Origin of the sequence: Streptomyces scopuliridis RB72, assembly GCF_000718095.1 — a bacterium.
GTDB classification, from domain to species: domain Bacteria; phylum Actinomycetota; class Actinomycetes; order Streptomycetales; family Streptomycetaceae; genus Streptomyces; species Streptomyces scopuliridis.
Map to the genome: position 1 here is coordinate 34297 of NZ_JOEI01000003.1, position 24236 is coordinate 58532.

General features: G+C 69.8%; 20 protein-coding genes and 1 tRNA gene. 6 read left to right on the forward strand and 15 right to left on the reverse strand.

Annotated elements, in window-relative coordinates; all coding sequences use genetic code 11:
* The first annotated feature begins 244 nt into the window (after nt 1-244).
* Nucleotides 245-940 carry a hypothetical protein gene (locus tag IF11_RS0103385; protein ID WP_030349884.1) on the forward strand — a complete coding sequence of 232 codons (696 nt, stop codon included), beginning with the start codon at nt 245-247 and terminating at the stop codon, nt 938-940.
* Between the two features lie 300 nt (nt 941-1240).
* Nucleotides 1241-1325, forward strand: a tRNA-Ser gene (locus IF11_RS0103390).
* A gap of 5 nt (nt 1326-1330) precedes the next feature.
* Here IF11_RS0103390 and IF11_RS0103395 read toward each other — a convergent pair.
* The 9 genes from IF11_RS0103395 to IF11_RS0103435 all read right to left on the reverse strand — a co-directional run bounded on the left by IF11_RS0103395 (nt 1331) and on the right by IF11_RS0103435 (nt 11448).
* Complete coding sequence (locus tag IF11_RS0103395) at nt 1331-2125, reverse strand: HAD family hydrolase (protein WP_030349885.1); 795 nt, start codon at nt 2123-2125, stop codon at nt 1331-1333.
* A gap of 92 nt (nt 2126-2217) precedes the next feature.
* Nucleotides 2218-3495: a serine--tRNA ligase gene (gene serS / locus IF11_RS0103400; RefSeq protein WP_030349886.1), complete on the reverse strand. Its 1278-nt coding sequence runs from the start codon at nt 3493-3495 to the stop codon at nt 2218-2220.
* 605 nt (nt 3496-4100) lie between these two features.
* Nucleotides 4101-5036, reverse strand: coding sequence for a prephenate dehydratase (gene pheA / locus IF11_RS0103405; protein ID WP_030349887.1), 936 nt, complete (start codon nt 5034-5036; stop codon nt 4101-4103).
* Nucleotides 5037-5109: 73 nt separating this feature from the next.
* Complete coding sequence (efeB, locus tag IF11_RS0103410) at nt 5110-6369, reverse strand: iron uptake transporter deferrochelatase/peroxidase subunit (protein WP_244888224.1); 1260 nt, start codon at nt 6367-6369, stop codon at nt 5110-5112.
* A gap of 84 nt (nt 6370-6453) precedes the next feature.
* Nucleotides 6454-8421: a copper resistance protein CopC gene (locus tag IF11_RS0103415; protein WP_030349889.1), complete on the reverse strand. Its 1968-nt coding sequence runs from the start codon at nt 8419-8421 to the stop codon at nt 6454-6456.
* Between the two features lie 14 nt (nt 8422-8435).
* Nucleotides 8436-8930, reverse strand: a complete 495-nt coding sequence (locus IF11_RS0103420) for a copper chaperone PCu(A)C (RefSeq protein WP_030349890.1) — start codon at nt 8928-8930, stop codon at nt 8436-8438.
* The gene (locus tag IF11_RS0103425) at nt 8927-9607 is read right to left on the reverse strand and encodes an SCO family protein (protein ID WP_037726954.1); all 681 of its coding nucleotides are present in this window, start codon (nt 9605-9607) and stop codon (nt 8927-8929) included. The genes IF11_RS0103420 and IF11_RS0103425 overlap by 4 nt, the downstream gene beginning before the upstream one ends.
* A gap of 143 nt (nt 9608-9750) precedes the next feature.
* Entirely contained in the window at nt 9751-10407 is a 657-nt protein-coding gene (locus IF11_RS0103430) for a YcnI family copper-binding membrane protein (RefSeq protein WP_051745487.1), read from the reverse strand.
* A gap of 213 nt (nt 10408-10620) precedes the next feature.
* On the reverse strand, nt 10621-11448 hold the full coding sequence (locus IF11_RS0103435; RefSeq protein WP_037726956.1) for a hypothetical protein: 828 nt from the start codon (nt 11446-11448) through the stop codon (nt 10621-10623).
* A 306-nt stretch (nt 11449-11754) separates the two neighbouring features.
* Between IF11_RS0103435 and IF11_RS0103440 the strand changes: the two genes are divergently transcribed.
* The gene (locus IF11_RS0103440; RefSeq protein ID WP_030349894.1) at nt 11755-12210 is read left to right on the forward strand and encodes an ATP-binding protein; all 456 of its coding nucleotides are present in this window, start codon (nt 11755-11757) and stop codon (nt 12208-12210) included.
* 68 nt (nt 12211-12278) lie between these two features.
* Here IF11_RS0103440 and IF11_RS0103445 read toward each other — a convergent pair whose 3' ends face one another.
* Nucleotides 12279-13760 carry an aminopeptidase P family protein gene (locus IF11_RS0103445; RefSeq protein WP_030349895.1) on the reverse strand — a complete coding sequence of 494 codons (1482 nt, stop codon included), beginning with the start codon at nt 13758-13760 and terminating at the stop codon, nt 12279-12281.
* A 95-nt stretch (nt 13761-13855) separates the two neighbouring features.
* A complete protein-coding gene (locus IF11_RS0103450) occupies nt 13856-15394 on the reverse strand; it encodes a PP2C family protein-serine/threonine phosphatase (protein WP_030349896.1) in 1539 nt (512 codons plus the stop codon).
* Nucleotides 15395-16021: 627 nt separating this feature from the next.
* Here IF11_RS0103450 and IF11_RS0103455 point away from each other — a divergent pair.
* Together IF11_RS0103455 and IF11_RS41840 are read left to right on the forward strand one after the other, a co-directional pair.
* Entirely contained in the window at nt 16022-16705 is a 684-nt protein-coding gene (locus IF11_RS0103455) for a bifunctional DNA primase/polymerase (RefSeq protein ID WP_030349897.1), read from the forward strand.
* Nucleotides 16706-17172: 467 nt separating this feature from the next.
* A complete protein-coding gene (locus IF11_RS41840) occupies nt 17173-17592 on the forward strand; it encodes a hypothetical protein (protein WP_051745453.1) in 420 nt (139 codons plus the stop codon).
* A 204-nt stretch (nt 17593-17796) separates the two neighbouring features.
* Here the strand turns inward: IF11_RS41840 and IF11_RS0103465 are convergent, their stop codons facing one another.
* The 3 genes from IF11_RS0103465 to IF11_RS0103475 form a co-directional block, all read right to left on the reverse strand.
* On the reverse strand, nt 17797-18762 hold the full coding sequence (locus IF11_RS0103465; RefSeq protein WP_030349899.1) for a DUF5926 family protein: 966 nt from the start codon (nt 18760-18762) through the stop codon (nt 17797-17799).
* Between the two features lie 319 nt (nt 18763-19081).
* Nucleotides 19082-19768, reverse strand: a complete 687-nt coding sequence (locus tag IF11_RS37645) for an ATP-binding protein (protein ID WP_051745455.1) — start codon at nt 19766-19768, stop codon at nt 19082-19084.
* Nucleotides 19769-19844: 76 nt separating this feature from the next.
* A complete protein-coding gene (locus IF11_RS0103475; RefSeq protein ID WP_030349901.1) occupies nt 19845-20750 on the reverse strand; it encodes a glycerophosphodiester phosphodiesterase in 906 nt (301 codons plus the stop codon).
* A gap of 216 nt (nt 20751-20966) precedes the next feature.
* On the opposite strand from IF11_RS0103475, the gene IF11_RS0103480 reads away from it, so the two are divergent.
* Nucleotides 20967-22541, forward strand: a complete 1575-nt coding sequence (locus IF11_RS0103480; RefSeq protein ID WP_030349902.1) for a S1C family serine protease — start codon at nt 20967-20969, stop codon at nt 22539-22541.
* Between the two features lie 46 nt (nt 22542-22587).
* Here the strand turns inward: IF11_RS0103480 and IF11_RS0103485 are convergent, their stop codons facing one another.
* Entirely contained in the window at nt 22588-24012 is a 1425-nt protein-coding gene (locus tag IF11_RS0103485; protein WP_051745457.1) for a cation:dicarboxylate symporter family transporter, read from the reverse strand.
* Between the last annotated feature and the right edge of the window lie 224 nt (nt 24013-24236).

Sequence of the window (24236 nt, forward strand, 5' to 3'; positions counted from 1 at the left end):
CGCCGCAACCCCTGCCCGATGGGTAGGGGTTGCGGCGTAACTGTACGCTTATCGGCTCGTTGTTCGGGGTGCGTGGAGGCAACTGGGATTCGTAGCGTCGAGCCTTTGTGAAACTGGGGATTACCGGTGCCGGATCGAAAGCCGCACCGGTCATTGAGTGAGTAGCCACCGTGAGCCGACCTCCGCCCCTGAAGCCCGGGGACAGGGCCGACCATCATCGGTTCTACAAGGGGAAGGCATTTTCATGCCACCTGAAGGTGCTCTGCTCGAATCGCGCACCCTGCGCGTCGAGCATCTGGGACGCGTCGACGTCCTCGACAAGATCAAGGCTCTGGTCATGCTCCCGGACGGGATTCACCTCCGCACAGAGGACCTGTCCCGGTACTTCGAAGTATCCACAGGCGTCATCAGACAGGTGACCGCACGGCACCGAGCGGAACTCGCAGAGAATGGGATGCGCGTGCTGCGAGGCTCTGACCTGCGACGATTTCATAGTGACATGGTGTCACTATGTAACGCGGACAAGGGGGAAAGTTATCCACAGGCGGTCACGCAGCTCACGCTCTACACCCGTCGCGCCGTCCTCAACATCGCGATGCTTCTTCGCGACAGTGACATCGCGCGGTGCGTCCGTACGTATCTCCTCGATGCCGAGGACGATCTGCGGAAGGGCTACGCCGACCTCGACCGGCGGGTCACCGACGTCGAGGCATGCCTCGGCGGGGTCGGGGTCGCGCTGCGGGAGCTGGGGCCGGTTCTGAACCGGATGTCGTACCGGCTCGACAGCCTGGACCGGCGGCTCGACGCCACCAACCGGGTTGTCGCCGCCATCAGTAACCGGCTGTGCGAGATGTCCGCGGACATCCACCGCGTGGACGCCAGGGTGGACGACGTCGTCCATCAGCTGAGGGATCTGCGTCGCGGGCGTAAGCGCCGCTGATCCTCTTCGGCCGGTCCGCGTCCGTCCAAAGGACATCCCAAGGACATCCCAAGGGCGGGCGCGGGCCGCGCCGCGGAAATTCGGTGGCGCCGAACCGCCCTGCCGGTCAGAGTAGTTGTGTCAGTACGCACAGAGACCGGGAGCGGAACGCGGCGATGACCGGGAGGCCGAGTCCGTCGAGTTCCCAGCGGGGCAGCACCGCGTAGGCACCGGAGTGGACATCACCACTCCGCGCTGCCGCCGGCGCGCTGCCCAGGGGCGGCCGCTTCGAGCGCGCATCCGCGCGGGCCGCCCCTCCCCGGAGGATTGGCCGAGTGGTAAGGCAACGGCTTGCTAAGCCGCAGTCGGGTGTAAGCCCGCGCGCGTTCGATCCGCGCATCCTCCGCCGAATCAGGCCCGGCTCTCGCCCAGCAGTTTCTCCAGCACCAGCGCGATGCCGTCGTCCTCGTTCGACGCCGTGATCTCGTCCGCCACGGCCTTCAGCTCCTCGTGCGCGTTGGCCATCGCCACGCCGTGCCGCGCCCAGCCGAACATCGGGATGTCGTTCGGCATGTCGCCGAAGGCGATCGTGTCCGCCGCCTTGACGCCCAGCCGGCGCGCCGCCAGCGAGAGTCCGGTGGCCTTGGTCAGGCCCAGCGGAAGGATCTCCACGACCCCGGCGCCCGCCATGACCACGTCCACCAGACTGCCGACCGTCGCCCGCGCGGCCTGCGCCAGCGCGTCGTCATCCAGCTCAGGATGCTGGATGTAGACCTTGTTGAGCGGCGCCGACCACAGCTCCGCCGGGTCGTCGACCAGCACGGTCGGCAGCGGGCCTTCCTGCAGCCGGTAGCCGGGGCCGACCAGCACATCGCCGTCGAGTCCGTCCCGGCTCACGGCCAGCGCGAGCGGGCCGACCTCTCCCTCGATCTTGGCCAGCGCCAGCCCGGCCAACTGGCGGTCCAGCGTCAGCGACGTCAGCAGTCTGTGCTCACCGGCGTGATAGACCTGCGCACCCTGGCCGCACACCGCGAGACCCTCGTATCCGAGGTCGTCCAGTATGTGCCGGGTCCATGGCACGGCACGTCCGGTGACGATGATGTGCGCGGCGCCCGCCGCGCTGACGGCGGCGAGCGCTTCACGCGTACGCCCGGAGACCGTGCCGTCCTCACGCAGCAGCGTGCCGTCCAGATCGGTCGCGACCAGCCTGTACGGGAACGACGGCCCCGAAGAGAGCGCGGAAGACGGCGCGGCAGACGGCGAGGACGCCGGCGCGGGCGCCGCCGAGGGGTCCGTGCTCACTTGGCGATCGGTTCCAGTGCCTCACGGCCGCCCAGATACGGGCGGAGCACCTCGGGCACCCATACCGAGCCGTCCGGCTGCTGGTGGTTCTCCAGAAGCGCCACGATCGTGCGCGGGACGGCGCACAGCGTGCCGTTCAGCGTCGCCAGCGGCTTGACCTGCTTGCCGTCCCGCATCCGGACGGAGAGCCGGCGCGCCTGGAAGCCGTCGCAGTTGGACGCCGAGGTCAGCTCGCGGTACTTGCCCTGAGTCGGGATCCACGCCTCGCAGTCGAACTTGCGCGAGGCCGAGGCGCCCAGATCACCCGTTGCCACATCGATCACCTGGAAGGGCAGCCCGAGGCCGGTCAGCCACTGCTTCTCCCAGTCCAGCAGCCGCTGGTGCTCGGACTGCGCCTCGGCCGGGTCGACGTACGAGAACATCTCGACCTTGTCGAACTGGTGGACCCGGAAGATGCCCCGGGTGTCCTTGCCGTACGTCCCGGCCTCGCGGCGGAAGCACGGCGAGAAGCCCGCGTACCGGAGGGGCAGCTTGTCCGCCTCGATGATCTCGTCCATGTGGTACGCGGCGAGCGGCACCTCTGACGTACCGACCAGGTAGTAGTCGTCCTTCTCCAGGTGGTACACGTTCTCGGCGGCCTGGCCGAGGAAGCCCGTGCCCTCCATGGCGCGCGGGCGGACCAGCGCGGGCGTGAGCATCGGGATGAAACCGGCCTCGGTGGCCTGCGCGATCGCGGCGTTGACCAGGGCGAGCTCCAGCAGCGCGCCGACACCCGTCAGATAGTAGAAGCGCGAGCCGGACACCTTGGCGCCCCGCTCGACGTCGATGGCGCCCAGCGCCTCGCCGAGCTCCAGGTGGTCCTTGGGCTCGAAGCCCTCCGCCGCGAAGTCACGGATCGTGCCGTGCGTCTCCAGGACGACGAAGTCCTCCTCGCCGCCCACCGGGACGTCGGGGTGGATGATGTTGCCGATCTGGAGGAGCAGCCGCTTGGCGTCCTCGTCGGCTTCGTGCTGCTCGGCGTCGGCGGCCTTGACATCCGCCTTCAGCTGCTCCGCCTTCCTGAGCAGCTCCGCCTTCTCCTCCGGGGACGCCTTGGGGATCAGCTTGCCGAGCGACTTCTGCTCGGAACGCAGCTCATCGAAGCGCAGGCCGGACGACCGGCGCCGCTCGTCGGCGGAGAGCAGGGCGTCGACAAGCGCGACGTCCTCTCCACGGGCGCGCTGGGAGGCGCGAACACGGTCGGGGTCCTCACGGAGCAGGCGAAGGTCAATCACCCCACCAGGCTACCGGTGCGCACTGACACCGCCCCACTCGATATCGACAGGCGCGCCCCTTTGTCCTAATTGCCGGAATTGGTAAACCTGTCGGGAAAACCTTCACCGGTTGCCCGGTGTTCGTCAATAAAGGGGCCGCAATTCCCCGGAACGAGGCATTCCGACGTCGCCACCTTGACTCACTTCCCTTGTGGGGCACGGGACTTGAGCCGGTCGCGGGCGTGCGTTGTCCACAGAAATGCACAGGGTTCCAGGGTTATCCACAGGCTGTGTGGGAGATCTGTGGATCGCTGGAGTGGCCGTCTTGAAAGCCAGGGCCGGTCCGGGGAATTCTCTTCTCAAACCCGCTTTACGCACTCATTCGGGTGGGAATTGCTCGCTCTAACGAGTTGATCACGGGAATTGAGGTGACGCGGAGGCTCTTGGCGCCCTGTGGACGGTCCGGGGGTGACAGGGGTGATTTGTCGACTGTGCGGGTCCGTGTTGTCGACTTGTCCCCAGGGTGGGGGTGAGCCTGTGGATAACTCTGCGGTACATCCACAGGCTCCTGGAGGCCGGACGGGGCCGGACAGGGCCGGACCGGGCTCCGCAGGCAGGGCAGGGCCTCAGGCGCGTCCGTCCTGGCTGCGAGCCAGCCAGTCCGACGCCTCGATGAACGCCGTATCCGAGGTCCCGGGCCGCAGCGGCCGCACATCGGCCGGGGACATCCCCGCCCGCGGGTACGAGCCGAGGAACCGCACCTTGGGACAGATCCGCTTCAGCCCCATCAGCGCCTCACCCACCCGCCGGTCCGAGATATGGCCCTCGGCGTCCACCGCGAAGCAGTAATTACCGATTCCCGCGCCCGTCGGACGCGACTGGATCAGCATCAGGTTGACCCCGCGCACCGCGAACTCCTGGAGCAGTTCGAGCAGCGCGCCCGGGTGGTCGTCGCCCAGCCAGATGACCACCGACGTCTTGTCCGCACCCGTCGGCGCCGCCGGGCGCGCGGGCCGGCCCACCAGGACGAAGCGCGTCTCCGCGTTCTCCGCGTCATGGATCTCGGTGACCAGGGGCTCAAGACCGTACGTCGCCGCCGCGAACTCACCCGCGAAGGCCGCGTCGAACCTGCCCTCCTGCACCAGCCGCGCCCCGTCCGCGTTCGACGCGGCCGATTCCCAGAGCGCCTCCGGCAGATGGCCCCGCAGCCAGTTGCGTACCTGCGGCTGGGCGACGGGGTGACCGGTCACCGTCTTCACATCCGACAGCGCCGTCCCCGGCCGTACGAGCAGGGCGAAGGCGATCGGCAGCAGCACCTCGCGGTAGATCATCAGCGGCTCGCCGGAGGCGAGTTCGTCGAGGGTCGCGGTGACCCCGCCCTCCACCGAGTTCTCGATCGGAACCAGTGCGGCCGCGGCCTCCCCGTTCCGTACGGCATCGAGGGCCGCCGGTACGGACACCATGGGGACGAGTTCCCGCGTGGCGGATTCCGGGAGCGTGCGGAGGGCCGCTTCCGTGAAGGTGCCCTCGGGGCCGAGATACGTGTAGCGCGTGGCCGACATAATGGTCACCCTAATGGGCCGACGGGACTCATGGATCCGGCCTCGTAAACCCCGAGGTGGGGGGCGTGCGGGCTCAGGACTCCAGGAGCCGCTGACCCACGTACTCCCCCTCCCGCGCGCCCCCGGGCACCGCGAAGAGACCGCTCGCCTCATGCCGGATGAACGCCGAGAGCGCGTCCCCCCGGTCGAGCTTGCGCTGCACCGGTACGAACCCCCTGAGCGGATCGGCCTGCCAGCAGACGAAGAGCAGCCCCGCGTCCGGTGTCCCGTCCGGCCCGATTCCGTCGTGGAACGAGAAAGGACGGCGCAGCATCGCGGCCCCGCCGTTGGCCTCCGGCGTCGAGATCCGGGCGTGCGCGTTGCTGGGGATGACGGGCTTGCCGTCCGGTCCGATCCGGTCCAGATCCGGATCGGTCGTCTCCGTACCGCCCGTGAGCGGGGCGCCGTCGGACTTGCGCCGGCCGATGACCTGCTCCTGCCTGGTGAGCGAGAGCTTCTCCCAGTCGTCCAGGAGCATGCGGATGCGCCGTACGACCGCGTAGGAGCCGCCCGCCATCCAGGACGGGGTGCCGGCCGCCGGGGTCGCAGGGACGAAGATCCGCCGGTCGAAGTCCGGCTCCGATGGCTTGGGGTTGCCGGTGCCGTCTATCTGGCCCATCAGGTTCCGGCTGGTCATGGCGTGGGGGGTGGCGCCGGGAGTGCGGTTGAAGCCGTTCATCTGCCAGCGCACCCGGGCCGCCGCGCCCGTGTCCTTCTGGAGCGCCCGCAGCGCGTGGAAGGCGACGAGCGCGTCGTTGGAGCCGATCTGGATCCAGAGATCGCCGTTGCTGCGTCCGGCGTCGAGATGGTCGGAGGAGAAGGCGGGCAGCGGATCCAGGGCGGCCGGGCGCCGGGCGGTGAGGTCCGTACGGTCGAAGAAGGTGCGGCCGAATCCGAAGGTCACGGTGAGGGAGGAAGGCCCCGCGTCCAGGGCGATGCCGGTGTCGTGGCCGCCGTCCGTTCCTGCCCCTGCTGCCGGGCCGCCCCCGGCCGGTTCACCGGCCATCAGCGTCCGTGCCGTGGCCGACCAGCGGCGCAGTAGTGCGGCGGCTTCCTTCCGTCCCGCGCCCGGGGCCAGGTCGAAGGCGATCAGATGGCCACGGGCGTGCAGGGGGGTGGTGATGCCGGGCTGGTGCGCGCCGTGGAAGGGGACGGAGTCCGTACCGACGCTGGTCAGCGCGGTCGCGGGCGCGGGGCGGCTCGCCGCGTACGCGCCGGCTCCGCCCGCCGCTCCGAGCGCGAGCCCGGTGGCGCCGGCGGCGCCCGCGGTGCCGAGCAGCCGCCGCCTGGAGATACCGGCGAGCGGGGCGTGGCCGGTTCCGTCGTCCTGGCCGCTGCGGTTGTCGTGGTCCTGCCGGGTCGTCTCGCTCACGATGGGTCAGCCGATCTTCACGTTCTTGTCGACGGTCGTCTGGTCGATGTCGGAGGTACGAATGGTCAGCTGGAGCTGCCAGTCGCCCGGCATCGGGATCTGCACGGCGTCCGCGCTCCAGTGTCCGGGCGCGACGTGCTCGGGGGTGATGGGCAGCGGACCGATCTGCTGGGCCGTGAGGGTGAAGGCGGCCTTCACCTCGGGCACGTCCAGCGGCTGTCCGTCCGGGCCGTCGACGTAGATGTGCATCGCGTTGGCGCCGGAGCGGCCGGGGTCGAGGGTGAGCCGTGCGGTGCCCTTGCCGTTCTCGCCGCCGGTGTCGAAGGGCAGCGTGAGGGCGACGGGGCCCTCTGACACGGGCGCGGTGGCGGCCGTGCCGCCGGTCGCGCCGGCTTCCTGCTCGGCGGTGCGGCCCGGCTCGGTGGAGGTCAGTACGGTCGTGATGGCGAGGAGCAGCACGGCGACTCCGGCTTCGGCCAGTACGGAACGGCGCAGTCCGATTCGTCCCGGATCGGCGTCGCGGATCCGCTTCTGGCGAGCAGTCGCCAGTGCCGCTTTCTGCCGTGCGAGCTGGGTAGCTCTCTCACTGTCACCAACGACGGTCGTCGCCGCGGCGGTCTCGGTCCCACTCCCAGTCTCCGATCCCGTCGCGGCCTCGGCCTCGGCCTTCGCCTCGTTTTCTGCCCCGGCCTCCGCCCGCTGCCCGAGCCGTCCCGTCCATCGCCGGGAGAACCAAGCGAGCCCGACCAGCACAGCGACGAGCCCGACCTTGACCAGAAGGAGCTGTCCATATGACGTGCCCCAGAGCGCCGACCACGATCCGACCTGACGCCAGGACTGGTAGAGCCCGGTCGCGGCGAGTACCACAACGCTGATGAAGGCGATGCGCGAGAAGCGCCGCACCGCCGCGTTCTCAAGGGAGGGTGCCCGGTAGAGGGCGACGAGCAGCGCGGTGAGCCCGCCGAGCCAGGTCGCCACCGCCAGCAGATGCAGGACGTCCACCGGCATGGCGAGACCGGTCTGGATCCCGGTCGAGGCGTGCTCGGCGAGCGCCCATGTCCCGGCGATCCCGGCCGCGACGACCGTGCCGCCCACGGCGAGTCCGAAGGTGAGGTCCTTCCTCTCCTTGCTGTTCTCCTCGCTCTCCTCCTCGTCCCGGGGCGTCCCGCGCTTGGCGTACGCGCCGAAGAGGACGGCGACGAACAGGGCGGCGGCGCCGAGCAGCAGCAGCCGGGAGACGAGCGCCGCTCCGGTCTTGGTGGCCAGGACGTCCTGGAGTCCGCCGAGGTCGAAGGCGTCGCCCAGCTTGCCCGAGCCGGTGTACGGGCTGCGCAGGAGCAGCAGGACGAGCGTGGCGGCGGTGAGGGTGAGCCAGCCCTGCACGACGAGCCGTTGCAGGGGACGGACGGACGCGCCGCGTGGCCAGCAGCCGAGGACGAAGGCCGCGCCGCCGACGAGGAGGATGAAACCGGCGTACGAGATGTAGCGCGCGATGTCGTAGAGGACGCCGACGAGTCCCCCGCCGGCTTCCTCGGCGGGCACGGCGGCCGTGGTCTTCGAAGGCGCTCCGATGGAGAAGGTGAAGGCGCCGGAGATGGGGTGGCTGTCGGCGGAGACCGCCCGCCAGGCCACGGTGTAGGTGCCGTCGGGCAGCCCCGCGCGGAGGTCGATGCCATAGGTGACGGTGCCGCCGCTGCTCAGGTCGCGGATCTTCCCGGTGTCGGCGCGCTTGTTGCCCGGATCGAGCACACGGATCGAGTTGTCGCCCATGGCGACCTGTTCGGAGAAGGTGAGGCTGATGTCCTTGGGAGCGGTGGCGACCACCGCCCCGTCCTCGGGGGTGCTCCCGGTCAGTGCGGCATGCGCCGACGCCGTGCCGGAGAGCACGGTGAAGACGGTGCCGAGAAGCACCGTGGCAACGAGCAGTAGCCGCACCAGCGGTGCGGATCCGAAGCGCGGGGCGGTGGCTGTCATGGTGTGTCAGTCCCTCATCGCTGGGCCGGGTTGTAGTTGATCTCCTTCACGGGAAGTTCGACCTTGATGGGGTCGGCCTTCTCGAAGTGCAGTTCAATGCCGACCTTCTGGCCCTGCTCCGGCTGCTGTTTGAGACCCATGAACATGATGTGGTTGCCACCACGCGCGAGGTTCAGTTCGCCGTCGGCCGGGATGTCGAAGGACTTCACCTTCCGCATTTTCTGGTTCTCGGTGCTGTGGATCGTGATGTCGTCGGAGATGTCGCTGGTGACCGACGTGAGCTTGTCGGCGGCGCCACCGCTGTTGGTGACGACGAGGAAGCCCGCCGCGAGATCGCCGACGGGGCGCGGCATATAGCCCCCGCTGACCTTCAACTGAGGTGCGTTGGCCGAAGGGTTGGCGGATGAGTCGGACGAAGAGGAGGAAGCGGATGATGCCGAGGAGCAGCCCGCCAGCGCCAGCGCGGCGGTCAGGCCGGCGGCGAGAGCGAGAGGAGCACGGCGGTTCACGGGGTCTCACCCTTGATGAGCTTCGGCAGGTCCTTGGCGTAGTCGTCCGAGGAGGCGTCCTCGCCATAGAGGACATATCCGCCGTCGGTCTTCGGTGAGAACGCGATGACCTGCGCGCCGTGCATCGAGACGACGGTGCCGTCCTTCTCCTTCTTGGGCGCGTCGATGCCGATGCCCAGCTGACGCGCGCCCGCCTGGATGGTGGGGAAGTCGCCGGTGAGCCCGACGAACGACGGATCGCCCGCGCTGGCCAGCCACTTGCCGAGTTCGGCGGAGGTGTCCCGCTCCGGGTCCGTGGTGACGAAGACGACCTGGAGCTTGTCCTGGTCGGCCTTGGGCAGCGATTTACGGGCGATGGCGATATTGCTGATGGTCGTCGGGCAGACGTCAGGGCAGTTGGTGTAGCCGAAGTAGATGAGCGTCGGCTTGCCCTTGGTCGCCTCGCGGAAGTCGTACGACTCCCCCTTGGTGTCCTTCAGGACGAGATTCGGCTTCTTGAACGGCGTGTCGAGCACGGTCGCGGCTTGGGTCTTCGGCTGGGCGGAGACATCGGCGATGGGCTTCGTGGAGTCGTCGCTGCCACCGCCGCAGGCGGTCAGGGTGAGTGCCAGGGCTGCGACGAGGGCGGCGGCGGAAGCCACTGTCTTCTTGCGGGAGGTCACTGTTTTCGTACGCATGGAGGTATTTCCTGGTCGTGGGAGTACGGGCACCGGACACGTGGGCCGGGGGATGTGTTTCCCGGCCTCGCGTGTCGCGGGCGCCTCGGGTACGTGGTGCCTAGTGCCGTGGTGTGCGGGGCCGTAGCGCGTGAGGGGGAGCGTCAGGTCGTACGGCGCCGGCCGGCCAGCACGGCGAAGGTCACCCCGGCGATACCGACGAGGATGCCGATGAGGCCGAGGGCACGGGCGGTGGTGTCGCTGGTGTCGGCGGAGGCCGGCTCGGCCTTCGCGTCGGTCCCGGCGGTGTCCTTCCCGGCCGAGGCGCCGTGCTCGTCCCCGGCGGCCGCCGTGAGCTTCAGCACGGGCGCGGGGCTCAGGGGCTCCGCCCCGCCCTCCTTGGGCTCCTCGATCCAGCGGACGACCTCCTTGTTGTCGTACGTCTGGATCGTCTTGAACACCAGTTGGTCGGCGTCCTCGGGGAGTTGTCCGACGGAGAGGGGGAACTGCTGGAACTGGCCGGGACCGATCTTGCCGCCGTCCGCGGTCCAGGTGACCTTCGACACGGCCTCGGTGATGGTGTTGCCGTGCATCTCCAGCGGCTTGGCGAGCTTGGTCTTGGCGACGTCGATCTTCCAGCCCGGCACGGGCTGCGGCATCACGGACGCCAGCGGGTGGTCGGCCGGGAAGTTCACCTCGACCTTGGTGGTGGAGGCGTTGTCGCGCTCGTTGGGGACCTTGAAGTTGATCGTCGCGTAACCGCCCTTGGCGGCCTCGCCCTGCGGCTGCACGCTCACATGCGCGGAGGCGGTGCCGGCCATCAGCAGAAGGGCGGTCGCGGCGATACCGCCGGCGACGGAGACGCGGGTGACGTTCTTTCCTGGGAACACAGAACACTCCACGGTGCGAAAGAAAGGAAGACAGAGAGGTGATCGGACGGGGATGCCGCGGCGGCGGTGCGCGACGGCAGCGCGACCTCACCCCGGTCCGTGTCCGATGTCCATCGGCGCGCGGAAGCGCGGAGGGGTGTCGCGTCAGGCTGCGAGAGCGAATACGGCCGGAGGGCCGCGTCTGATCACCGTGTGCTGGAGTGCCTCACCGGCCGGTGGCGGGGGAGTGCGGTACGAGCCGTGCCGGCGGGCGCGTGGCCGCGGCGCGGGTACGCCGGGCAGCCCGGCGCGCAGGGCCCGTACGAGGGCGAGAGCGGCGCGCAGGGCACGCAGCACCGCACTGTCGGTGACTTCACCGATGCCCTGTGTGGACAGTTGGGTGAGCCGGAGAAGCGCGAGATCCCCGCGGCGCAGCAGCCAGCCCGTCGCGAGGGCGGCGAGCAGATGCCCGAGCACCATGGGGAGGGAGGGCAGCAGCCCCTCGCCGGCGCCGGTGGCCGACGCGGCGGTCGAGGCGGCGGGGCCGAACGCGGACGCCATGTGCTGATGGGTGCCGGTCGTCGAACCCACCGGGCTGATCCCCGCGTTGGCGACGATCCGCTGTGCGTCGACCGCGCTGAGCGACGCGGGGCCCGGTCCGCAGACCAGCTTCGCGGCCATTCTGATCAGCGCGTCGTCCGTGCCCACCGGCACCTTGAGATGCTGCTGGCCGATGCCGAACAGGCTGTGCAGTCCGAGCTGACCACCCATCAGGGCGATGACGATGGAGCCGGTCGAGCGCGCGCGTCCGGCGAGCGGGGCGGCGACGGCGAACACTCCCAGGAAGCCGAGGAGCAGGGTCCACCAGGGGACCGGCGCACAGGCGGCCAGTACATGTCCCGTCGCCGACAGCACGACGCAGACCGCGGTGAACACCGCGGCCCTCAGCAGCCGCGGAGCGGCTCCGGCGTACGTACGGACGGGTCTGGACATGGCCGGGTCATCATCGCACTGCGGCCCCGGGCGCCGTAGGGCAGGTCCGGAAGGTCACCCTCTGCCCGAACTCTGCCCCATCCCTGCCCCACCCCAGCCCCATCCCCGTCCCCATTCCATCCCTGTCCCGCACACCTGGGCGCTCGGGTTCCATACACCGCGGTGTGCCGCGGACGCGTCCGCCGAATGAGGGTTATCACGTCAACCTCGTGCTTACGACCGGAGGCGCGGGGCAATACGTATCGGTATGTCGAGCCTCGATATGTCGAGCGCCGGTATGTCGAGCCGCAGCCTGGAGGCTGGAGCATGAGCATCTGGTGGTCTCTCCACTTGCGGCGCGAAGCCGCGAGCGTTCCGCTCGCCCGCCGCCTTCTGCTCGGCGCCATGGACACCGCGGGTGTCGACCCGGACATCTCCTTCGACCTGTCGGTCGCGCTCAGCGAAGCCTGTGCGAACGCCGTTGAGCACGGCGGGGACGAAGGGTCCGGCGAGCCCCCCGGGGCGTACCGGGTGACCGCGTATCTCGACGGGGAGAGATGCCGTATCGAAGTGGCCGACTCGGGCCCCGGCTTTCCCGCCCGGCGGGTGGTGCAGCGTACGGCCCCCGCGCCCGCGCTCACGGCCGAGAGCGGCAGGGGTCTGGGGCTGATCGAGCAGCTCGCCGATCATGTGCAGTTCGGCAACCGGCCGGGGCACGGCGCGGTGGTCAGCTTCGACAAGATCCTGAAATGGCGCGAGGGCGCCCTGCTCAGAGCCATGTGAGCTCAGAGCCAAGACGCCCTCCATCAGCCCCGGGCCCAGGGACCGGCCTCAGGGCACCAGCACCGGCCTCAGGCCTGCTTGAGCGCCGCCATCCAGGCCTCGACCTCGTCGGCCCGGCGCGGCAGTGCGGCCGACAGATTCCGGTTCCCGTCCTCCGTGACGAGGATGTCGTCCTCGATCCGGACGCCGATGCCGCGGTACTCCTCGGGCACGGTCAGATCGTCGGCCTGGAAGTAGAGCCCCGGCTCCACGGTGAGGCACATCCCCGGCTCCAGCGTCCCGTCCGCGTACGCCTCCCGGCGCGCGGCCGCGCAGTCGTGGACGTCCAGACCGAGCATGTGGCCGGTGCCGTGCAGGGTCCAGCGGCGCTGGAGGCCCAGCTCCAGGACCTTCTCGACCGGCCCCTCCAGCAGCCCCCACTCGACGAGCTTCTCGGCGAGGACCCGCTGCGAGGCGTCGTGGAAGTCGCGGTACTTCGCGCCCGGCTGGACCGCCGCGATGCCGGCCTCCTGGGACTCGTACACCGCGTCGTAGATCTTCCGCTGGAGCTCGCTGTAGCGGCCGTTGATCGGCAGCGTGCGCGTGACGTCCGCGGTGTAGAGGGTGTGGGTCTCCACACCGGCGTCGAGCAGCAGCAGATCGCCGGAGCGTACGTCACCGTCGTTGCGTACCCAGTGGAGGGTGGTGGCGTGCGGTCCCGCCGCGCAGATCGAGCCGTAGCCGATGTCGTTGCCCTCGACGCGGGCGCGCAGGAAGAACGTGCCCTCGATATAGCGCTCGCTGGTGGCCTCGGCCTTGTCGAGGATCTTCACGACGTCCTCGAAGCCCCGGACGGTGGAGTCCACGGCCTTCTGCAGCTCACCGATCTCAAACGCGTCCTTCACGGCGCGTGCCTCGGAGAGGTGGACACGCAGCTCCTCGTCGCGCTCTGCGGTGACCTTGTCGGTCAGAGCGGCCTCGATGCCGGCGTCGTGTCCCCGGACGTTACGGACGGGGCCCGTGGCGTCCTTGAGGGCGGCGGGCAGTTCGCGTACGTCCTTGGCGGGGATGCCGAGCAGCTGCTCGGCCTCGGTGAGCGAGTGGCGGCGGCCGACCCACAGCTCGCCCTGGCCGTGGAGCCAGAACTCGCCGTTCTCGCGGTTGGAGCGCGGTAGCAGATAGACGGTCGCGTCGTGCCCGTCCTGGCCGGCCTTCGGCTCCAGTACGAGGACGCCGTCCTGCGTCTGGTCGCCGGTGAGGTATGTGTACTCGGTGGAGGCGCGGAAGGCGTATTCGGTGTCGTTGGAGCGGGTCTTGAGGTTGCCCGCGGGGATCACCAGACGCTCGCCGGGGAAGCGCGCGGAGAGCGCGGCGCGGCGGGCGGCGGTCTCGGACGCCTGCGGGATCGGCTCCAGGCCGTGCAGCTCGGTGTCGGCCCAGCCTGACTTCATGTTCTCTGCGAGCTCATCGGACACGCCCGGGTACAGACCGTTCTTCCTCGGCTTGATGGCTGCTTCTTCTGCTTCAGGGGTCTCCGGCTCCGGGGTCTCCGGTGTGAGCTCCTCAGCCACGTCTACTCCTCATACGACTACGGATCTGGACCATCCTTTCCATCGTATGTGCGAGGGCGGAAGGGCCTCGGTTCTCTGTGAGGAATCCGTCATGATCACTCAAAGCGGGCGGCGAGGAGTACGAAGTCCTCGGCCGGTTCCGCGAAGCCGGCCGTCCTCGATCCGGCCGTCCCCGATCCGGCGGGCCCCGATCCGGGCGGCAGCAGGGCCCGCAGTACGTGGTCGGCGACCGCTCCAGGATCGTCCCTGGCGGTCGCGGGGACACTCGCGGCCGCCGTGTGCAGCCGGGCGAAGGCCCGGTCCATGGGCTCGCCCGTACGGCGCAGCAGTCCGTCCGTATAGAGCAGCACCGTTTCTCCGGGCGCGACCACCAGCTCCACGCTCGGCGCCTGCCAGCAGGACAGCATCCCGAGCGGCGCGGAGAGCGACGTCTCGACGAACTCGGTGCGCCGGTCCCCGACGACCAGCGGGGGCGCGTGTCCCGCTCCGGCCAGTACGAGCGTGCGCCGGGCGGGTTCGGCGTACGCGAAGAGCGCGGTGGCCGTACGCGCGGGCTCGGTCAGCCGCAGCAGCAGTTCCAGATCGGACAGTACGGCGATGGGGTCCTCACCCTCCATCACGGCGTACGCCCGCAAGGCGGCGCGCAGCCGTCCCATCGCTGCCATCGCACCGGGCCCGGAGCCGCTGACCGAGCCGACGGCGAGGCTGAGGGCGCCTTCGGGGAGCGGCAGCGCGTCGTACCAGTCGCCTCCGTCGCCCGCCGCGGTGCGGTGGCGCGCGGCGAGTTGTACGCCCGGCATCCGGGGCAGCCGGCCGGGCAGCAGCTCGTGGGTAAGGGCGGTCACGTGCGCGCGGGCCCGTTCCAGCTCCAGCAGACGGGCGAGGTGTTCGCCGGCGTAACGGACGTAGAGGCCGATCAGATGGCGCTGCCGTTCCGTCGGCTCGCCGGGTTTGTCGTACAACCAGACGGCGGCACCGAGCTTTGCGGGCTGAGGGGGCTCGCCCGGAGGTGCCGTACGGGGATCGCTCCCGGCGTCACCGGCCAGCAGCGGTACGGCGTAACTGGCGCCCAGGCCGAGCCGCGCCGCCACCTCGCGCTGGCGCGGGTCCGTCTCCGTACACCTGCCCGTAGCAGTACCTGTGCCTGTACCCGTACCCGTACCTGTGGCCGTACCCGTACCTGTTTCCGTACCCGCATCCGTATCGGCGAGCAGATCGGGGACAGCCACCGCTTCGGCCGGTCCGTCGGGGCCGTCGAGGAGTCTGCCGTACGAGGTGGCCCGGCGCGGCACGGTCTCCAGATGGCCGAGATCGGCGTGGCTGAGTCCGAGCCCGAGGGTGGAGACGGGCCCCAGACCGTCGGCCGGTTCGAACAGGACCAGACCCCGCCGTGCGCCGACCAGGGCGGCGCCGGCGCGCAGCAGTTCATGGAGCGCGCCGTCCAGGGAACGGGTCCTGGCCAGGCGTTCGGTGAGCTCATGGAGGGTGGTGAGATCGGAGACCCAGCCCGCCAGCCGGTCCTGGATCAGTGCGCCCGGCGCGGCCGGAAGGGCGTCGAGGGGCGAGGCAGTCTGCGTGGGGGCAGGGACCGTGGAGTCGATTCCAGCCACTTTCGGCATGTGCGGAGCGCTCATAGCAGCCGCCTTCCGAGACGGTGCATTTCACTCAATAGCATTGCAAACCCCCATGTCATTCTGCGCAGCTATCAATAGATCCACATCTACACGTACAGCTGATGTGATGTCCAGCATTGTCCTGGAGGAACGATGGGTGTCTGTGAGACGGTGAACTTGGCCAAAAAATGACCCTGGTGATGTGGTTTTGCGGTCGACTGAGGGCGCTCAACTGGGAGTCCTTCAGGGCTGAGTTCGAGTACGACCCGGGTGGAGCGTCATTCCGAACGTGATGGGTACGTAAACGGTGACGGACAGGGGCAGTTGGGACCGCCTCGGAACCTGCCGACGGGCTTGGGCGTCTTAACCGCCGTAGCCCGCACCCATCCCCCGGAGTGGCGGGAAGAGCACAGCGGTACGGCAGCGGGACAGTAAGCGCCATGCGCACGCCACCCCTCGCCACGCGTTTAATGAAGACAGTCCGAGTTCGGTTCAGGGACGGTGCGACGCACCCCGGACCGAGAAGGTCTGTCCATGCCTCGGGCAAGGGGCGGCCACGCGTCGAAATGTACGCACGGTGAAGTGATGCACACACATGGTGTCAGTGTCATGTGGACCTCGGCGTTCAACGGAAAGGAACGAGCGCTCATGCGCGAGATCCTCGGAAGGCGACGCAGGCTCCGGTTCCGGCGCAAAGGGAGGGCCGCCCAGCTCGACGCGGCGCTCACCTGCGCCACCGCGTGGAGATGGCCCGTACTGCCGGGTGCCGGACTCAAGTCGGCCGGCGGACGCGGGACGCGCGGCCAGGGCTGCGCCTGCCCCGACCTCGAATGCGTCGTGCCCGGCGCGCACCCCTTCGATCCGGGGCTGCTCGCCGCGACCACCGACGAGCGAATGGTGCGCTGGTGGTGGGGCAACCGCCCCACGGCCCCGATCGTGCTGGCCACCGGCGGCAGCGCCCCGTGCGCGGTGAGCCTGCCCGCCGTCGCCGGCGCGCGTGCGCTGGTGGAGCTGGACCGGATGGGCATGCGGCTGGGGCCGGTTGTCGCGACCCCGACCCGCTGGTCGCTGCTGGTGGCCCCGTACAGCCTCGAACAACTCGGTGAGCTGCTCTACAACAAGGACTGGGTGCCCAGTTCGCTGCGGTTCCACGGCGAGGGCGGCTATCTGGTGCTGCCGCCGTCCGAGGCGGCCGGCGGACAGGTGCGCTGGGAGCGGGCGCCTCTGGAGGGTTCTGCGGCGCCCTGGCTGCCGGATGTGGAGGCGGTCGTGGACGCGCTCGTCGAGGCGAGCACGAGCGCGCCGGACGGCGGCAGCAGGCTCGCCTACTGAGGGCTGGCCGTCGACTGCCCGGTGCTTGTCGGCCGGTGTTGGCGACGGTTTTCCGCGCCCCGGTCCGGTCTGATCCGGACCGGGGCGCGTTCACGCTCTGTCACTCGTACGGGTGCGAGTAGGGCCGAGTTGCGGGGGAATTGGGCGCGCGGGGTCCGTGGGCGCCTCATTCCGTCGATATCTTCGGCCCACCGTCAGCAATTCCCCGGCAGTGACAGGTGGGCCCCACCATGAATCTCCGCATGATCGGGCTCGCGGCCGTTGTGGTGTTCACCGCACTGCTGCCGCTCGCCGCCTCCGCCGGCCCCGCGGACGGTCCACAGTCCGACGCGGGAGCGACAATCGGCGCGGCCGGGCTCCTTGCGGATGCGAAGACGGGACTTTCGTCTGTGTCCGGAATTAAGGGGTCCGGGACAGCTGGGAGCGCTGGGAACGCTGTGACTGCCGGTACGCGTGGTACGGGCGCCGTGGCGCGTACGACCGAGCGATGCGGACCCGAAGTCGCCTCCCCCGAGGGAATCGAGGCGCAGACCTGCGTCCTGACCGCGGCGCGCGACAGGCCTGATACGTGGGCGCGTACGTACTACCGCAATGAGACGGGCGGCGAACTGCTCGCCGTACTGAGCCTGATGGGGCCGTACGGACGGACCGTACAGACCCGCTGCCCGATCCGGGCCGGTGACGAACCGGCGATCTGTGAGACACCGCGCGAGCCGTCCCGGGGCGAACACAGCGCGTACATGGCGGTGGCGGAGTTCTCCGCGCCCGCGAACAGTGCGAACGGCAGGAGCAGTGGGAACGGTGGGGAGATTGAGGGGAACGGTGCGGAGATCGAGCCGCTGCTGCTGAGGTCGGGGAGCAACTCCCCGGCCCCGGCGGATGGTTGACACGCCGGGGGCGTCCGAGAACGCAGACGCCCGGTCGCTGGCGACGGGGGATGCACCAGCGACCGGGCTTCTAGAACGGTAACAAGAGATCGGCGGTTAGCAAATTCGATCCGGTGTATTCGGACAATGAATTACCTGCCGGTAGAGGAAGTTGTGACAGGTGTCACCGACTTCAGTGGAACGCGTCACACTCCGTTGGGACTGTCAGCTCAGCGTCACCTGGCGGTTGGTGAGCCCGCCGCGCGCCCGGCGTTCGTCCCCGGTCAGCGGCGCGTCGACGGCGAGCGCCGCCGTGAGCCGCTCGGCGAACTCCGCCGCGGGCTTCTCGCACTCCTCCGCGCCCATCGCGCTCGGCAGGTCCCACACCGGCACCGTGAGCCCATGCGCCCGGAAGGAGCCGACCAGCCGGGTGCCCTCACCAAGGCTGGATGTGCCCGCGGCGTGCAGCCGGGTGAGCGCGTCGAGCAGCTTCTCCTCGGGGTACGGCATGACCCAGCGGAGGTGGTTCTTCTCCGGTGTCTCGCACCAGTACGCGGCGTCCGTACCCGAGAGCAGCGCGGTGGGGATGGCGGCGGCGTTGGCGCGCTCCAGGGAGGCGGTCACCTCCGCCGAGGCGTTCTGCGCGTCCGGCACCCAGAACTCGAATCCGGAGTGGACGACCGGCGTGAAGGCGGCGTCGGGGTCGAGCAGGTCCTGGAGGCGCGGGCCGTCGGCGGGTACGCGCTGGGCGGCTACCGGGTTGCCGGGCTCCGCTGTCAGCGCACGCCGGAGCGTGTCGGCGAGATCGCGGCTCAGATCACCGGACGAGGTGTCGTTCTGGAGCGCGAGCAGTACGGAGCCGTCGTCGCGGCGCAGCGCCGGCCAGGCCATCGGCAGGACCGTCGCGAGCGTCACGGACGGAACTCCCTCGGGCAGTCCGTCCTTCAGGGTCAGCTCGGCGGTCGCGGCGGGCACCAGCTCGCGAAGCGCGACCCAGTCGCACTCACCGGCGAGGCCCTCGAAGGGGCGCTGGACCAGCTCGGTCACGGCATGTGCGGCGGCCCGGCCGTGACAGGCCTTGTAGCGACGGCCCGAACCGCACGGGCAGGGCTCACGGGCCCCCACCACCGGAATCGGTCCGTCCTTGAGCTGAGCCTTCGCGGCCTTCGTCTGGGGGCGCTTCTTGGCCATGGTGTGGCTTTCTCCCGGTAGCGGCGATGCGGTGTCGGCGCGAGCCTAGCCGTACGGGGATTGCCGGGGGCGCGATGCGGTCGCGCGAATGGGCGAGACGGCGGGTCGGCGCGGCGAAGGGTTGACGAGGCGGAGAGTTGACGAGGCGGAGAGTTGACGAGGCGGAGAGTTGACGAGGCGGAGGCGCGGCGCGGCGGTGAGACCAAGAGGTTGAACAGGCCGGTCTCCCCGGTCCTCCCGTCAGCCCCTCCGTCAGTCCTTCGTCAGCCAGTCCTCCGTCAGTCCTCCGTCAGTCCCCGTCAGTCTCCGTCAGTCCGCGTCAGTCCCTGTCCTCCAGGACGTCCGCGAGACCCAGCCCGTCCAGTCCGTCCAGGCCCTCCAACGCGTCCAGCCCGTCCAGTTCCTCCAGGCCCTCGCGCCTCTCCAGCCCCGAGCGAGGGGATGTGACGCGCGTAGCGAAATTGTCGCGGCGGTGCCCTTCCGTAACGATGACCCACACCGTGACTTCTCCGGAGGCGCTGTCCCGTACCCCCCACTCCTGGGCGAGGGCCGTGATGATGTTGAGCCCGCGCCCGCCGCGCGCCGTGACCGAGGGGGTGGCGGGGATGGGCCGCGTAGGACCACCGCCGTCCGTCACCTCGACGGTCAGCCGGCCCGCCTTGTCGACGCGCCAGGCGGCACGTATGTCGCCGTCACCGATCTCCGCACGCCCCAGCGGTCTGCCGTGCCGGCAGGCATTGCTGAGGAGTTCGGAAAGGATCAGTACGGCGTCGTCCACCACCGAGTCCGACATCCCGCTGCGCCTCAACTGCTCACGCATCCGGTGTCGCGCTTCACCCACGCCCGCAGGGCCATGGGGCACGGCCATGCACGACGACGTGGGCACTTCCTGTGCCACCACAAACGCCACCCCCGAGACCTCCTTTGCCCCACGCCACGGTGTGGATGCCCCAATGGCCTGGACTGGAAACCGGCCAAGGGAAGGCCATTGACGCACTCGTGACATTCGAACACGGAACGAACGCGCCGGTGCACTCTTCGTCACTGTCCGTCAGTCGGAGCCGGGAAGAAGTCGGGAGATGTCAGGCAAGACGGCCCAGCTGGGACAGAACCTGTTTGGGGCGGTTGGTGATGATCGCCTCCACTCCGAGGCGGACGCAGAGATCGACATCTTCCGGCTCATTCACCGTCCAGACATGGACACGGTGGCCCGCCCTGTGCAGTCGGGCGATATATCCGGGGTGGTTACGGACGATCCGCATCCCGGGTCCCGCGATCCTGGCCCCGGCGGGAAGCCGTCCGTCGCGCAGCCGGGGTGAGACGAACTGCATCAGATAGACGGTCGGCAACTGGGGCGCGGCGGAGGCGATCCGGTGCAGCGAGCGCGCCGAGAAGCTCATGATCCGTACGGCCGACTCGCCGGGAACGGGTCCGCCCGGCGCGGACCGGCCCCGGAAGGACTCGCCCGGCGGCAGGCCGCCCAGGACGCGGCCGCCCCGCGTGGGTGCACCCGGGGCCCGGCCGCCGCGCGTGGGGTCGTCCAGTCCGAACCGCTTCAGCAACTGCAGCAGCCGCTCCTCCACCTGCCCGGCCCACCGGGTGGGGTGCTTGGTCTCGATGGCCAGCTGGATGGGGCGGTCGGCGTCCGCGACCAGTTCGAGCAGGCGCTCCAGCGTCAGTACGGAGGTGAACTCCGGGTCCCGCCAGTCCGGGCTCTCCTCGCTGTCCTTCCAGGAGCCGAAGTCGAGGGTCGCGAGATCGGCGAGTTCCAGGGCGGACACGGCGCCGCGGCCGTTGGAGGTGCGGTTCACCCGGCGGTCGTGGACGCAGACGAGATGGCCGTCGGCGGTGAGCCGTACATCGCACTCAAGTGCGTCGGCGCCGTCCTCGATGGCTTTCGTGTACGCGGCCAGGGTGTGCTCGGGGGCGTCCTCCGAGGCTCCGCGGTGGGCGACGACCTGGATGCTGTGCTGGCGTGCTTGAGTCACCGCGTCATGGTGTCATCGTGAGGGGGTAGGCGAGTGAACGGTTGGTGTCTCACGGCCGGTCGGTCCAGGTGCGTTCTTTTTGTCCGGAATAAAGGATGACGGGCAGACGCACAGGTCCTGCTTACAGTGGCCTGACGTGCTGTGGGAAAAGCTGACCGCAGACACTTGCACAGCGGACTCTTGCCGAAGACGACGTGGAACCGAGGAGAAAGAGCTGTGAGCACTGAGAACGAGGGCAACGCGGTCCCCGCCGCCCCGTCCGTACCTCCCGTGCCGGATGCCTCTCCCGAGGGCACACCCGCGTCCGCTCCGCGAGGGGCCGCGCCTGAGCCGGCTGCGCACGAGCCGGGCCCGGGTGAGCCGGCGCCGCCGACGGCCGACCAGGCGGGACATTTCCCCGAGTCCGCCCCCCAGCACCCGTCGCAGCCGCAGCCGCAGCCGCAGCCGCAGTCGCCTTCGCAGCCTCAGCCGCCGTCGCCGTCGCAGTCCGGTTCCGCGCCGGAGCACGCCGCCGCGCCGCCGCGTGCGGCCGACGCGGGCTGGCCCCCGCCGCCGCCCGAGTTCCCCTCGTACGGCGGAGCGTCGCACGGCGGTGCGTCGTACGGCGGAGCGGACAACGGCGGTCCCGCCTGGGGCGCGCCGGTGCCGGGACACGAGCCGCGGCCGCCGCGCAAGCGCCAGAGCGGGCTGATCACGGCCGTGCTCGTGGCCGCGCTGATCGCGGGCGGTGTGGGCGGCGGGATCGGCTACTGGGCGGCCGAGAGCAACGACGAGGGCTCGATCGCTTCGACGACGGTCTCCGCGGCGGACGCCCCGAAGGAGGTCAAGCGGGACGCCGGTACGGTCGCCTCGGTGGCCGCCAAGTCGCTGCCGAGCGTGGTCACCATCGAGGCGCAGGGCGGTAACGGCGAGGGCGGTACGGGCACCGGCTTCGTCTACGACAAGGAGGGCCACATCCTCACCAACAACCACGTGGTGGCCTCCGCGGCGAACGGAGGTGACCTCACGGCGACCTTCTCCAACGGCAAGAAGTACAACGCCGAGGTCGTCGGCCGGGCCGAGGGCTACGACGTGGCGGTGGTGAAGCTGAAGGAGGCGCCCTCCGGTCTGACCCCGCTCCCGCTCGCCAACTCGGAGCATGTCGCCGTCGGGGACTCGACGATCGCGATCGGTGCCCCGTTCGGTCTCTCCAACACGGTCACCACGGGCATCATCAGCGCCAAGAACCGCCCGGTCGCGTCGGGTGACGGCTCCGGTTCCAGCAACTCGTACATGAGCGCCCTCCAGACCGACGCCTCCATCAACCCCGGCAACTCGGGCGGCCCGCTGCTGGATTCGCGGGGCGCGGTCATCGGTATCAACTCGGCCATCCAGTCGGCGGGCAGCGGCGGCATGGGGCAGTCCCAGGCGGGCTCTATCGGGCTGGGCTTCGCGATCCCGATCAACCAGGCGAAGAACGTGGCAGATCAGCTCATCAAGACGGGCAAGCCGGTCTACCCCGTGATCGGCGCCACGGTCACGATGGCCGAGGGCGGCGAAGGCGCCACGATCTCGGCTCAGGGCGAGGGCGGCACCCCGGCCGTCGTCGCGAACGGCCCGGCCGCCAAGGCGGGTCTGAAGGCCGGGGACGTGATCACCAAGTTCAACGGCACCCCGATCGACAGCGGCCCCACCCTCATCGGCCAGATCTGGACCCACAAGCCCGGCGACAAGGTCACCCTGACCTACAAGCGCGACGGCAAGGAGTCCACGACCCAGGTCACCCTGGGCGAGCGCGAGGGCGAGAGCTGACGAGCGGGCTCGTGTCCGGAGGCCGGCGGTAGGGCGTGGCACACGCTCAACCGCCGGCCTGCGTCTTGGCGGGGGCCTGGTCAGGGCTACTGCCGGCAGACTCGGCGGTCACGGACTCATCCGTCACCGATTCGGCCGATTCGGCTGACTCGGCTGACTCGGCTGACTCGGCCGACTTGGCGGTCCAGGGGGTCCCTGACGTCTCAGGGGTCCCGGAGGTCTCAGGGGTCCCGGGGGTCAGAACGCGGCGGGCGAGTGGCAGGTCGAAGGCACCGTCCCAGCGCGAAACCACGAACACCGCCACGCAGTTGCCGAGCAGATTGACCACGACCCGCATCGAGTCCATGATCCGGTCCGCCCCGAGCAGCAGCGCGACCGCGCCCGCCGGGATGACCCCCAACGACGAGGCGGTGGCGGACAGGGCGAGGAAGGCGGAGCCCGGCACGCCCGCCATCCCCTTGCTGGTGAGCATCAGCACCAGTACGACCGTGACTTGCTGCCCCAGGCTCAGGTCCACGCCGACCGCCTGCGCGACGAACAGCGTGCCGACGGAGAGATAGATGGACGCGCCGTCGAGATTGAAGGAGTAGCCGGTGGGCAGCACGAGCCCCACCGCGTCGTCCCGGCAGCCCGCCTTGCGCAGCTTGTCCATCATGCGCGGCATCACGCTCTCGCTGGAGGCGGTGCCGAGCGCGAGCAGCAGTTCGGCGCGGGTGTAGCGGACGAAGTGCCAGAGGCTGACCCCGGTGAGCAGCCGCAGCGCGACCGCGAGCAGTCCGAGGAACAGCAGCCCGACCAGGTAGCAGACCGCGATCAGCTTTCCGTACGTCGTGATGACCTTCAGCCCGTACTGCCCGATCAGGCTCGCCGAGGCGCCGAAGACGGCCAGCGGCGCCAGCCGCATGACGTATCCCACGAGGGTGAAGACGACGGTCTCCACCTGCGCGACGGCGGGCAGGATGGCAGGCACCTTGGGCCCGAGATGGAGCAGCGCGGCGCCGGTCAGACAGGCCAGGACCAGCACCTGCAGGATGGAGTTCTCGGCGAACGCGCCGACGAAGCTGGTGGGCAGGGACTCCAGAACGAACTCGGAGGTCGACGCCAACTCGCCCCCGCCGGTCTTGGCGTCGATGGCGTCGGGGTTCAAGGTGGCGGGATCGACGTTCATCCCGGCCCCCGGCGACGCCAGATTGGCCGCGACGAGCCCGAGGACGAGAGCGAGCGTACTGGCGACCTCGAACCAGACCAGCGCCTTCACCCCGATCCGCCCGAACGCCCGCATGTCCCCCGCTTTGGCGATACCGGTGACCACGACGCAGAAGACCAGGGGCGCGATCATCGTCTTGATCAGGCGAATGAACCCGTCACTGACCCACTGCACGGCAGCTCCGCCGTCCGGCCACACCTTCCCGACCAGCACCCCGAGCAGCAGCGCGACGGCGACCTGAGTAAACAGCGAGGTACGGAGCAACGCGCCTGCGCGTCGTATCGGCACGAGACATCTCCCACGGGATCTTCTGTCATGCGGAATGAACCTTCCGCGGAGATCACTCTCAGGGAGACGGGCTTCGACCACATAAGAACGACGTTACGAACGCGCGCCGTCCCGTTACGCGAACCGACGAACCACGCCACCCCCGCCCGAACCACGACACAAGATGCTGTCCGCGCACCTGATCGCCGAGGACAAGGGCC

Excerpts from the sequence above, each read along its gene's own strand:
- IF11_RS0103385 (WP_030349884.1), top strand. The coding sequence starts at position 245 with ATGCCACCTGAAGGTGCTCTGCTCGAATCGCGCACCCTGCGCGTCGAG.
- pheA (WP_030349887.1), bottom strand. The coding sequence starts at position 5,036 with ATGTCGGCCACGCGCTACACGTATCTCGGCCCCGAGGGCACCTTCACG.
- IF11_RS0103415 (WP_030349889.1), bottom strand. The coding sequence starts at position 8,421 with ATGACAGCCACCGCCCCGCGCTTCGGATCCGCACCGCTGGTGCGGCTA.
- IF11_RS0103425 (WP_037726954.1), bottom strand. The coding sequence starts at position 9,607 with ATGCGTACGAAAACAGTGACCTCCCGCAAGAAGACAGTGGCTTCCGCC.
- IF11_RS0103430 (WP_051745487.1), bottom strand. The coding sequence starts at position 10,407 with ATGGCCGGCACCGCCTCCGCGCATGTGAGCGTGCAGCCGCAGGGCGAG.
- IF11_RS0103435 (WP_037726956.1), bottom strand. The coding sequence starts at position 11,448 with ATGTCCAGACCCGTCCGTACGTACGCCGGAGCCGCTCCGCGGCTGCTG.
- IF11_RS0103440 (WP_030349894.1), top strand. The coding sequence starts at position 11,755 with ATGAGCATCTGGTGGTCTCTCCACTTGCGGCGCGAAGCCGCGAGCGTT.
- IF11_RS0103450 (WP_030349896.1), bottom strand. The coding sequence starts at position 15,394 with ATGAGCGCTCCGCACATGCCGAAAGTGGCTGGAATCGACTCCACGGTC.
- IF11_RS0103455 (WP_030349897.1), top strand. The coding sequence starts at position 16,022 with ATGCGCGAGATCCTCGGAAGGCGACGCAGGCTCCGGTTCCGGCGCAAA.
- IF11_RS0103465 (WP_030349899.1), bottom strand. The coding sequence starts at position 18,762 with ATGGCCAAGAAGCGCCCCCAGACGAAGGCCGCGAAGGCTCAGCTCAAG.
- IF11_RS37645 (WP_051745455.1), bottom strand. The coding sequence starts at position 19,768 with ATGTCACGAGTGCGTCAATGGCCTTCCCTTGGCCGGTTTCCAGTCCAG.